Annotated in this window: 10 protein-coding genes; 4 read left to right on the top strand and 6 right to left on the bottom strand. The window is 62.3% G+C overall.

Translation table 11 applies throughout. The features are described from left to right. A partial coding sequence (pyc, locus tag ACE3S9_RS08155) for a pyruvate carboxylase (RefSeq protein ID WP_374545947.1) occupies positions 1-2,493 on the top strand: 2,493 nt, incomplete at its 5' end. Between the two features lie 143 nt (positions 2,494-2,636). Here the strand turns inward: pyc and gloB are convergent. The 6 genes from gloB to ACE3S9_RS08185 all read right to left on the bottom strand — a co-directional run bounded on the left by gloB (position 2,637) and on the right by ACE3S9_RS08185 (position 8,923). Next, positions 2,637-3,407 (bottom strand): hydroxyacylglutathione hydrolase, encoded by a 771-nt coding sequence (gloB, locus tag ACE3S9_RS08160; RefSeq protein ID WP_374545955.1) that lies wholly within the window; start codon positions 3,405-3,407, stop codon positions 2,637-2,639. 128 nt (positions 3,408-3,535) lie between these two features. Next, positions 3,536-5,485: a sigma-54-dependent Fis family transcriptional regulator gene (locus ACE3S9_RS08165; protein WP_374545948.1), complete on the bottom strand. Its 1,950-nt coding sequence runs from the start codon at positions 5,483-5,485 to the stop codon at positions 3,536-3,538. A gap of 204 nt (positions 5,486-5,689) precedes the next feature. Then, positions 5,690-6,163, bottom strand: coding sequence for a hypothetical protein (locus ACE3S9_RS08170; RefSeq protein WP_374545949.1), 474 nt, complete (start codon positions 6,161-6,163; stop codon positions 5,690-5,692). Positions 6,164-6,820: 657 nt separating this feature from the next. After that, on the bottom strand, positions 6,821-7,564 hold the full coding sequence (locus ACE3S9_RS08175; RefSeq protein ID WP_374545950.1) for a sulfite exporter TauE/SafE family protein: 744 nt from the start codon (positions 7,562-7,564) through the stop codon (positions 6,821-6,823). Between the two features lie 162 nt (positions 7,565-7,726). After that, on the bottom strand, positions 7,727-8,317 hold the full coding sequence (locus ACE3S9_RS08180) for a cation transporter (RefSeq protein WP_374545951.1): 591 nt from the start codon (positions 8,315-8,317) through the stop codon (positions 7,727-7,729). Between the two features lie 75 nt (positions 8,318-8,392). Then, on the bottom strand, positions 8,393-8,923 hold the full coding sequence (locus ACE3S9_RS08185) for a YqhA family protein (protein WP_374545952.1): 531 nt from the start codon (positions 8,921-8,923) through the stop codon (positions 8,393-8,395). A gap of 305 nt (positions 8,924-9,228) precedes the next feature. Here ACE3S9_RS08185 and ACE3S9_RS08190 point away from each other — a divergent pair, with 305 nt between their 5' ends. The 3 genes from ACE3S9_RS08190 to ACE3S9_RS08200 form a co-directional block, all read left to right on the top strand. Continuing rightward, positions 9,229-9,861, top strand: a complete 633-nt coding sequence (locus tag ACE3S9_RS08190) for a 4'-phosphopantetheinyl transferase (protein ID WP_374545953.1) — start codon at positions 9,229-9,231, stop codon at positions 9,859-9,861. A gap of 54 nt (positions 9,862-9,915) precedes the next feature. Further along, positions 9,916-10,722: an NAD(+)--dinitrogen-reductase ADP-D-ribosyltransferase gene (locus tag ACE3S9_RS08195; protein ID WP_374545954.1), complete on the top strand. Its 807-nt coding sequence runs from the start codon at positions 9,916-9,918 to the stop codon at positions 10,720-10,722. After that, positions 10,719-10,854: ADP-ribosylglycohydrolase family protein (locus ACE3S9_RS08200; protein ID WP_374545956.1), on the top strand; the 136-nt coding region annotated here is incomplete at its 3' end. The genes ACE3S9_RS08195 and ACE3S9_RS08200, both read left to right, overlap by 4 nt.

Here is a 10,854-nt window from a genome sequence, read left to right on the forward strand (position 1 = left end):
GAAGGCGGACGGATCGGCCGTTTCGAGGAAACGGGCATTCCCGCGCAGCGCGATATCAAGCTCAACGGCCATGCGCTGCAATGCCGGATCACCGCGGAAAATCCGGAAAACAATTTCATTCCTGATTATGGCCGCATCTCCGCCTATCGCGGCGCCATGGGCTTTGGCATCCGCATCGATGGCGGCACGGCCTATTCCGGCGCGATCGTCACCCGCTTCTACGATCCGTTGCTGGAAAAGGTGACCGCCTGGGCCCCGGCGCCGCGAGAGGCGATCCAGCGGATGGATCGCGCCTTGCAGGAATATCGCATCCGCGGCGTCGCGACCAATCTGGCCTTCCTGCACAATGTCGTCAGCCATCCGCGCTTTCAGGCCAGCGATTATACGACGCGTTTCATCGACGAAACGCCGGCCTTGTTCGACTTTCGGAAGCGACACGATCGCGCGACGAGACTGCTGACATGGCTCGCCGACGTCACGATCAACGGCCATCCCGAAACACGAGACCGCGCGAAGCCCGCGGCAACCGCGCGCCCGCCCAAGGCGCCACATTTCGACGAGCCCATCGTCGAGGGCTCGCGACACTTGCTGGAGCGGCTTGGGCCAAGAGAATTCGCCTCCTGGATGCGGGCGCAAAGACGGTTGCTCGTGACCGACACGACCATGCGCGATGCGCACCAATCCCTGCTCGCAACGCGCCTGCGCTCGCGCGATATTATCGGCGCCGCCGACGCCTATGCCCGGGGCATGCCCAACCTGCTTTCGCTTGAATGCTGGGGTGGCGCGACCTTCGACGTCGCCATGCGCTTCCTCAACGAGGATCCTTGGGACCGCTTGCGGGCGATCCGAGCCAAAGCGCCAAATCTTCTGACCCAGATGCTGCTGCGCGGGTCAAACGGAGTCGGCTACGCCAATTATCCCGACAATGTCGTGCGCCTTTTCATTGCCCAGGCCGCGACGTCGGGCGTCGATATTTTCCGCATTTTCGATTGTTTCAATTGGGTCGAAAACATGCGCGTGGCCATCGACGCCGTGGTCGAAAGCAACAAGCTGGCGGAAGGCGCAATCTGTTACACCGGGGATATTCTCGACCCCGATCGCGCCAAGCATTCGCTGAATTATTATGTGCGCTCCGCCAAGGAGTTGGAAAAAGCGGGGTGCCATATTCTCGCCATCAAGGACATGGCCGGCCTGCTGCGGCCCGCCGCCGCGAAAAAACTCGTCGCCGTCTTGCGCGAGGAAACGGATTTGCCCTTGCATTTCCACACCCACGACACATCCGGGATCGGCGGCGCGAGCATCATGGCCGCGGTCGAGGCCGGGGTGGACGCTGTCGATCTGGCGATGGATTCCATGTCGGGCCTGACGTCGCAGCCGTGCCTGGGGGCCATCGTCGAAGCCTTGCGCCGGACAGAGCGGGACACGGGTATCGACACGGAAGGAATCCGTCGCATCAGCCTCTACTGGGAGAATGTGCGCGCGCAATATGCCGCTTTCGAATGCGACAACAAGGCGGGCGCCTCGGAAGTCTATCTGCATGAAATGCCCGGCGGCCAGTTCACCAATCTCAAGGAACAGGCGAGAGCGCTCGGGCTGGACGGACGTTGGCATGACGTTGCCCGCAACTACCGAGCAGTCAATGATTTGTTCGGCGACATCATCAAGGTCACGCCGTCGTCGAAAGTCGTCGGCGACATGGCTCTCATGATGACCGCGCAGAACCTTTCGCCGGAACAAGTCATCGATCCCGCCCGCGAAATCGCCTTCCCGGAATCGCTGGTCGAAATGATGCGGGGCGATCTCGGCCGGCCGCATGGGGGCTGGCCGGTCGCTCTGCAAGCCAAGGTGCTGAAGGGCGAGCTTCCCATTGATGTTCGACCGGGCGCATTGCTGTCGCCCGCCGACCTCGACGCCCTTCGCGCTGAAGCGCAGAAGAAGGTCAACCGACACATCACCGAGGAAGAGTTCGCATCCTATCTTATGTACCCTAAAGTCTTCGTCGACTACGCCCTGACACTCCGCCGATACGGTCCCGTTTCGACCTTGCCGACACAGAATTATTTTTACGGCATGAGCCTCGGCGAGGAGATCAATGTCGAGATCGAGGAAGGCAAGGTGCTCGTCATAAGGCTGCAAGCCATTGGCGAGATCGAGGAGGACGGGCAGGTCAAGGTCTTTTTTGAACTCAATGGCCAACAGCGTATCGTCCGGATCCCAAACCGCGCGGCCTCGGCGAGCCGACCGGCGCGGCGCAAGGCCGACGAAACCAATCAAACGCATGTCAGCGCCCCGATGCCCGGCTCCGTCGCCATGCTCGCCGTGGGCATCGGAGACGCCGTCGCCGCAGGCGATGTGCTTTTGACGCTGGAGGCGATGAAAATGGAGACGGCCTTGCACGCGCATCGCGCCGGAAAGGTCACGGAGGTGCTGACGGCGCCGGGCCAACATGTTGAAGCGCGAGATCTGCTTTTTGTCATCGAAGAGGCCGCATGACGGAGCATGCGCCACGCTCGCGGAAGCAGCCAGAATCGACTGTGAATTGGCGTATGACGTTTGAAGGCCGTGGTTGAACCGTCAGTCGAAATGGAGACGCCTGAGGCCTCCGCAATAAACTGGATCGTCCCGTCGTTTTGGCTTCAAAAATGATTCTTCCGTTCGCGCAATTCAGCAAACACATCTACGGGATTGGCGTGGTCAAAACCCAGGTGTGACTGCAATTTCGAATTGTCGGCGCGCAAGAACGGATTGGTTGCGCGTTCGATGCCGATTGATGTCGGCACGGTAAATTTGCCCGAAGCGCGCAAGCTGTCGATTTCTTTCACACGTTGCAGGAGGATTGCATTGTCCGGGTCGACGGCCAATGCAAAGGCCGCATTGGCCTGCGTATATTCATGTCCGCAATAGACGCGGGTTTCGTCGGGCAGCGACGCCAGTTTCATAAGAGACTCGTACATCATCGGCATTGTGCCCTCGAACACCCGGCCGCATCCAAGCCCGAAAAGCGTGTCGCCCACGACGGCGACTTTTTGCTGCACGAAATAATAGGCCAAATGCCCCAAAGTGTGGCCGGGCGTTTCAAGAACCCGAACATTATGGGCGCCAAGCTGGATGATGTCGCCCTCAACCACGCTCAGATCGAGCGGCGGCAACCGGGCGGCGTCCTTGCGGGCGCCGACGACGCGGGCGTTGGCGAAATGGGCCTTGAGCGCCGCAACGCCCTGAATGTGGTCGTCGTGATGATGGGTCAGCCAAATATCCGTCAAGCCCCAGCCTTTGGCCGCCAAGGCGGCCAGAATCGGCTCGGCGTCGGGAGCGTCGAGCGCCGCCGTGGCGCCCGTGGCGGGATCATGCGCCAACAGGCCGAAATTATCCTGCAGGCAGAGGAATTGATGAAATTCAATGGCCATTGACGCCGTCGCCCCCGATTTTCCAAACAGCTTTCGACGGCCCCTGACCCGTCGGCGAGCCTTCATCGCTTGTTGCTGTGGGGAGCTGAATGCGTCGCGCCGCGACATTGCGCGGCGCGGACGAGGCGTCACGTCAAGGAAATGCTGCGACGGATGCCATATTGGTTCACTTTTCGATAAAGTGTCGGCCTTGAAATGCCGAGCCGGTGCGCGACGCGGCTCAGATTGCCATTTTCCGCCATCAGCGCCGATCTGATCGCCTCCCGCTCCGCATATTCCAGGCTGGAGGTGGCGAGGCTGCAATCCATCGTCACAACGTCATCCTTCTTCTCGTCGAGCTTGGGCAAGGCAAGAAGGTCGGCCGGCAAATCAGAACGGCGAACCAGGTCCGATGACACCAGCAAGTGCAGACGAGAGACGAGATTTCTCAGTTCGCGCACATTGCCGGGCCAACGATAGGCCATCAAGGCGTCAAGCGCCTCGGGCGAAAAGCGCAGCTTTTCGCGTCCCATCTGTTCGGCGGTCTTGGCGCTGAAATGTTCGAGCAGCAACAACAGGTCATCGCCGCGCTCGCGCAGCGGCGGGACTTTGATGGAGACGGCGCCAATGCGATAATAAAGGTCGCGGCGGAAGCGTCCCGCTTCTATTTCAAGCTTCAGATCGCGATTGGTCGACGCGACCAGCCGAATATCGACCGGGCGGTCCTTGTTGTCGCCGATGCGACGCACGACGCGTTCTTCGAGAACGCGCAGCAAGAAGGTCTGGATGTCCAGCGGAAGCTCGCCAATTTCGTCAAGGCTCAGCACCCCGCCATTGGCGAGCTCGAAGACGCCCAGCTTGCCTTCCTTGGCGGCCCCGGTAAAGGCTCCGCCGACATGACCGAAAAGTTCGCTGCCGAATAATTCGCGGGTAATGGCGCCGCAATTCATGGCGACGAAGGGGCTGCTGGCGCTCTTTTGGCTGCGCAGATGAACCAGCTTGGCGAAGAGTTCCTTTCCGACGCCGGTTTCGCCTTCGACCAGCAAGGCGATCTTGTCCTTCGATTGGGCCGCGCGACAGGCGACATCGACGGCTTCGCGGATGGCGTCGCTTCGCCCCACGATCAGGGACGCGGCCTCGGCTTGCGCATCGAACGCCAGGCCCGGCATGGCGAACGCCCGTCGCCCGGGAGGCCCCGCCGTGAAAGGAAAGACCAGCGCGGCGCCCCGCAGATCGCCGCTGATATTCAGCGGCGTCACGTGGCAGGAATCGCGCAGATCGGGCGGCAGCGCGCTTTGCAGCTCGGTGACTTTGGCCAGCGCGCCCAGAACTTTGGAGCCGCGCTCGAATCGCGCCGCGCCGCCCTTCTCGCCGGCCAGCGCGCGGGCCGGCAGGTTATTGGTGAAAATCGTACGGCCATAACGGTCGACAATGACGAGCCCATCGCTTTGCGCATAGCTCGGCGCGGAGGCGATGAATGTTTCCAGGAGCCGGGTCTGTTCGGCCCGTTGCTGCTCCATCAAAGCGTTTTCGATTTCGCGCGCCGCGGCGGCGACCATGGCGGTATTGTGCGGGCGAAAAATCGGCGAAAAGCCGGAGAGATCGACGACGCCGACAATGGTTCCGTCCAAGGGATCATGGATGGGCGCGCCCGCGCAGGTCCATCGCCTGATGCCGGAACAGAAATGCTCGGCGGCATGGACGAAGACCGGCTCGCCGGTTGCGAGCGCGGTGCCGATGCCGTTCGTGCCGACGGCGTCCTCGCGCCACTGGCCCCCGATCATGAGATGGATGTCCATCCCGGCGAACAGGGTTTTCTGGTCTCCGACCGCCTCAAGGAGAACCGCATTGCGATCGGCCAGGATGAACATGGCACCCGTGCCATGAAGCAGATTGCCGATGACGTCGATCGAACGGCGCGCCGCGGTCCGCAATTCCGAATTCGAGTGCCGGATATATTCGATTTCGTCGCGATTGTCGCTGATGGGCGCCTGGGAGCCGTTGGCGTCAATGCCGCAGGAGGCGCTGCGACTCCAGGAATTCTGGATCACCGGACGCACGGCGACGGGGTCGTCCGCAGCCGTGTCGCCCGCTGACATGAATTTTTCCCAAGCGTCCATGGTGACGCCCTCGTCATAGGGACAGCCATCGGACTTATCGACGGTCGCGCAAAGTTCGGGCGACCTGAAAACTGAAGGAACGACGCACTCGTCGCAGCTCGCACTCACTTCCTTTTTCATATCGTCGGCGCCTTAAAAACGAAGTCGCAAGGTGAAGCTCGCACGCTTAAATGGCGACCACCATCAAGCCATGCCGAGACGTCGGCCGATTTCGGCGACGATCTCCTCTTCGTCCTTGTCGCTTCGGACCGGCTTGCCATCGAGGTCGGACAGGGCCTCCGCGATCTCATCCTCCACCGGAGCGAAGAAACCATTGGCCTTGGTTACCAAAAGGAACAGCATTTCGCCGTTTTTCCGGGCGATCTGGCCGATATGGTGCAATTGCTTTCCCGCATTTTCATCGACCGCGATGACTCGCCCGTTCCGGGTGGAGCGGATGCGCGCGCAGACCTCCCCCGTCGAAGCGCCCCCGCCGCCCACGATAATGATGTGATTCTCGGCCTGCGGCTTTTCCTGCTGAGCTTTGGAAGCCGAATAATTCCCGTTGCTCAGATGGTCCGCGAGGCGCGTGATTGTGGAGCGGTTTTCGCTCAGGAAGCGCTTCAACGGCGCGTCTTCGCGACGCGGACCGTCGCGCTTTACGATGATCTCGACCATGTTTCCTCCCGATGCACGACGCCTGTCCGGGCAAGCCGGCGCTTTTTTTCTTGAGCATCATGCGCAGCAACAATAATCCATGATTGTCGCCAATGTGCGCTATTCAGCTACTACAATTGCCGGGCGTCAACTGGCGGCGTTTTGAACAGGCTCTCGACGCCTTCGACGGCGCATCGCGGCAGCGCCACCCGACGCGCTCTGAAACCGGAGATCCCCGCGCGGACTCGCGATCGCCAGATCAGCGTGACGGTGGCGGAAGCAGCAGGCTTGTGAAGAACACGACCGTCTGATCCGAGGTAAAGTACGCCCCGATCAATGTCGCGCGCCCCGCGCTCTGCAATGCTTTGCCCGCGCCTAGTTTACAGATGATGCATTGGCGGCGTGTGTGAATAAATTCTTATTAAGACTACACCTTCCCTGGAATGCAATCAATATCCAAGCGCAGTCGGCAGCGTGGGTTGCCTCCGGTTTCTTGGACACCAAGGAAAGATGTTTGACGAAAACGAAGGCGGGGCATGGCAAGTTTCCTAAACCACAGGTCAGGGGTTTGAATCCCTTTCGGGACACCATTAAAATCAACAAGATGGATGCAGCTTTGGCGCGGCGCCGCCGATTCGCGTTGACAATGCGGCCGCCTTTTGCCGACACCAAAAGAAATCAGACCAGCACGAGCCTGGCGCCGGCCGCGAGCAGGATGGCGGCCAGAATATAGCGGAGCGTGCTTTCCGGCAGGCGGCTGCTGCCGGCATAGGCGCCCAAGGCGCCGCCCACGCCGACTGCCGCGAGCCAGACGGGGAGAGCGTGTGGAGCGGCGCCCAGAATGTGGAACGCCCCGATCAGGGCGGCGCCGGAGTTCAGGAGATTGTAGGCCGCCGTGACGGCCGCCGTCCGGCGCATGCTGACCCAGTTCATCGACAGGATGACCGGCGCCAGGAAAATGCCGCCGCCCGTCCCGGTCGTCCCGGAAACGAAGCCGATGACGCCGCCCGCGAGCAGCGCGCCGATCAGCGGCGGGCGGTCCGGAGGCGATAAAGCGGAACGTCGATTTTTCTCGGCCGAGCGGAGCATTTGCAGCCCCGAAAGCAGCAGTATCGCTCCAACCGTCGGATAATAGAAATGCGATGGCAGTTGCACGGCGCCGCCGATGAGCGAGAACGGAACGCCCAGAACGCCGAAGGGATAGAAGGCGCGCATCGACAGGTGGCCGCCGCGCCAGAATTGATAGGTTCCGATCGCGGCGACCAGGAGATTCAGCGACAGCGCCGTGGTCTTCATGGTCGCCGGCGCGAGATGGAAAAGCGCCATCGCGGCCAGATAGCCCGAGGCGCCGGCTTGACCGACCGACGCATAAGCCGCGGCGATAACGAAAAAGAGGATTGCCAATGCGGCCGTTTCGCTCATCACCGCCGCGCTCCGCCCGAATTAACACGGTTGCATCGAGTCGCGTCTATCACCGCATTTCGGTTTGGGGAATATGAAATCCTTTTAAATATATAGGGTTGCTATATAGCGCCGCGCCTGATCGGCGCGGGTGGAGCGGATGAGCGTCGTGGATCCTTGCGGCTATGCGTGGATCGCATGTTCCTCGCGGGCCGCGGTCCAGACCTCTCGGGCCGCATCGGCGTTCATGACGGCGATGCCCAATCCGACGATGATATCGGGCCAAGCCGAACGCCAAAGAAAAGCGGTGACGAGCGCCACCGCGATGATCGCCAGATTGGCGAAGGCGTCGTTTCGCGCCGAGAGGAAAGCCGCGCGCGTCACGCTGCCGGCGTGATCGCGATAGCGCGCCAACAGTAGCGCGCAAAATGCGTTGACGACCAGCGCGGCCAATCCCGTGACCGAAAGCGAGAAGGCGTCGGGCGCCGTTGGCGCGGCGATCTTGCTGACGATCGTCCACAGGGTCGCAAGCGCCGGGAAAAGTAAAACGCCCGACAAAACCATGCCAAGGCGGGCGCGGGCGCGCGCCGACCAGCCAAGCGCGGCCAGGATCAGGAAATTGACCGATGCGTCTTCCAGAAAATCGACGCTGTCGGCGAACAGGGAAACCGAGCCGATGCGCTGCGCGACCGTGAATTCCACGCCGAAAAAAGCGAGATTGAGCAAAGCGACGGTAGCCACCGCTCGTTTCAGGTCCGGGCTGATGTGAGTCATGGCGGCCAGTTCAAATTGCGGCGTTTCGACCGGACGACCCCGTTTCCCGGCCGGCCGCCGAAGCATCGCCCGAAATCAATGATCGCCCCTGCCGTGCTGGGTAAAGCGGTCGGTGAAGGCGAGCACCGCATAAGCGACGATGAAGATCGCGGTCGCCGCCGCCAGCCACCGCACCTGCGTCTCGCTCACGGAAAGCTCCAGCTTCATGATGGCTTTGAGCAGAGTGATGGCGGTGATCGCCATGAGCGAGGCGAAGAGCTTGAGCTTCAGGCCGCCAAAGCTGATGCGGGTCATCCATTCGGGCGAATCCGGCGCGGCGCCGCGGTTGATCTTCTCGACGAAATTTTCATAGCCCGATTGGATGACGATCACGAGCAGGCCGCCGATCAGGGTGAGGTCGATCAGCGTGAGGACGTTCAGGATGACCTCCGTCTGGCTCATGCCGGCAAGCCGGATGGCGAAGCCCCACAGTTCCGTCAGGAAGGAGATCACCAGCAGCGCCAGCGCGCCGATGAGTCCGACGATGAGCGGCGCCATCGCCCATCGGCTGCTCAGCACGAGGCGCACGATGATCCGGTCCGACTCGCGCGATAAATTCCCATCCATAGACACCCGCTCCCCACCCGCGCGCCAAGGCCGCTCACCGACGCAAGCGCGACCATGGACCGGGACGATGCCACAAACGCCTCGACCAACCCAGCCTTTGATTTGCCGCGCCCCCGACCTCTTGCGCGCGTCGCCTTGCGGCAGGCGCGCGATCGGGACTAGTTTGCGGAGGCAGGCGGCTTCGGCAGGCGGGCGTCGGGTGATCGGCCCGCGTTGAGCGGCGAGGGCGCCCGCTCATCGGATCGGCGGAGCCCTTTTTTGACATGTCTTGTCCCCTGCCGTCACGCCCGGAGGCGAGCGCGCCGATGGATCGGCTCGCCGAATTGATCGCCGCGCCCGGCATTCTCGTTGCGCATCGTCTGATCGCGGCGGGAGACGAACAGGCTTTGCTCGCCGCCGAGGCCGTCTGTTTCGACAAGGCGTCGCTGCAAGCGCGGCGGCAGAGCGGCGCCGCGCGCATCGCCGCGCGCGCCCTGTTGTCCCGGCTTGGCGCGCCCGATGCAGCGATCGCGAAGGCGCCGTCCGGCGCGCCGCTCTGGCCGGCGGGCTTTGTCGGGTCTTTGGCCCATGATGAACTCGTGGCGCTGGCGGCGGTCGCCCGGGCGACGGATTTCGCAAGCGTCGGAATCGATATCGAGCCGGACGCAGATCTGCCGGACGAGCTGGTCGATCTGGTCGCGACGCCGGCCGAGCGCGCCCTTTATGACGCGGCGCTATTGCGCGGCCGCGCCTTGTTCGTGGCCAAGGAGGCCGTGTTCAAGGCGGTTCATCCGCTCGATGGCGTCTTTCTGGATTTTCACGATATCGAGGTCGATCTCGACGGCGGCATCGCCCGCCTGCGTTCGGGCCGCGCCGTCGCCGTGCGGGTCGCGGTCGGGGCTCAGTCGGGCGGCGGCCATATCGCGGCTCTGGCCTTTATCAGAACGGATGAAGGCTGAGGACGCCCGGATATGCTAAGCCAAGGCGCGAAGCCCCCTGGAGCGCCAGAGACGATGCGCCGGATCGGCCATTCGACCAATCTCGTCGGACTGCCGACCGAATTTCTCGCCAGTTGCGATTATAACGAGGCGCCGCTGCCGCTGAAAATATCCGGCGTGCGCGAATTCAACCGCGACCTGTTCGAAATGCTCGGCGAGGCCGAACATCCGGCCGAGGCCGCGCGAGCCTTCACGCTTTACATGAACGCCATGTTCGGCATCGACCGTGAACAGCAGCCGCGTCCGGCGTCCGATGGCCGCCCGCGCCGCTATCGCTCCTCCTTCCTGAACCTGATCCGGGGCTGGGGCTTCGACAGCAATGGCGCCGAGGGCGCGGTGCTGAAGGGCTGGGTCGAAAGCCGGTTCAGTCTGCTTCCCACCTTTCACAAACAGCCGATCCGGCGTATTTCCAGCCCGGTCTGGACCACTTATGTCGAAGAGAAAATGTCGAGCCGGTTCCACAATAATTCGATCCAGACCCAGCTCGATCTACTCTACGAATTCTGCCAATGGACGTTGGCGCGCTTTTTCGCGCCGGGCGGGACCCATCTGACCCTGCATCGCGGAGTCAACGTGCTGGAGGATCATCCGATCCATGAACGTCGGGGCGACGGGCGCGTGATTCTGCACCTCAACAATCTGGTCTCCTTTTCCAGCGACCGCGACACGGCCGGCTGTTTCGGCGACACCATCCTCACCGTGCGCGCGCCAATCGCGAAAATCCTGTTCTTCAACGATCTGCTGCCGTCGCATCCGCTGAAGGGAGAAGGCGAATATCTCGTCATCGGCGGCGATTATCATGCGGAGGCGCGCCGCCTGTGAGCGTCGATCCGAACGACCGCGCGCTGGCCGCTTTCCTCGGCCTCGCCATGGGCGACGCGCTCGGCGCCACGGTGGAATTCATGACGCGCGGCGAAATCGCCGCGACCTATGGCGTGCATAAAAAGATCATCG

The organism is Rhodoblastus sp., assembly GCF_041915505.1.
Taxonomy (GTDB): domain Bacteria; phylum Pseudomonadota; class Alphaproteobacteria; order Rhizobiales; family Beijerinckiaceae; genus Rhodoblastus.

Bases quoted from the DNA above. Each gene is read 5' to 3' on its own strand.
- ACE3S9_RS08170 (WP_374545949.1), bottom strand. From the start codon at position 6,163: ATGGTCGAGATCATCGTAAAGCGCGACGGTCCGCGTCGCGAAGACGCG.
- ACE3S9_RS08180 (WP_374545951.1), bottom strand. From the start codon at position 8,317: ATGACTCACATCAGCCCGGACCTGAAACGAGCGGTGGCTACCGTCGCT.
- ACE3S9_RS08165 (WP_374545948.1), bottom strand. From the start codon at position 5,485: ATGTCAGCGGGCGACACGGCTGCGGACGACCCCGTCGCCGTGCGTCCG.
- gloB (WP_374545955.1), bottom strand. From the start codon at position 3,407: ATGGCCATTGAATTTCATCAATTCCTCTGCCTGCAGGATAATTTCGGC.
- ACE3S9_RS08190 (WP_374545953.1), top strand. From the start codon at position 9,229: ATGGATCGGCTCGCCGAATTGATCGCCGCGCCCGGCATTCTCGTTGCG.
- ACE3S9_RS08185 (WP_374545952.1), bottom strand. From the start codon at position 8,923: ATGGATGGGAATTTATCGCGCGAGTCGGACCGGATCATCGTGCGCCTC.
- ACE3S9_RS08195 (WP_374545954.1), top strand. From the start codon at position 9,916: ATGCGCCGGATCGGCCATTCGACCAATCTCGTCGGACTGCCGACCGAA.
- ACE3S9_RS08175 (WP_374545950.1), bottom strand. From the start codon at position 7,564: ATGAGCGAAACGGCCGCATTGGCAATCCTCTTTTTCGTTATCGCCGCG.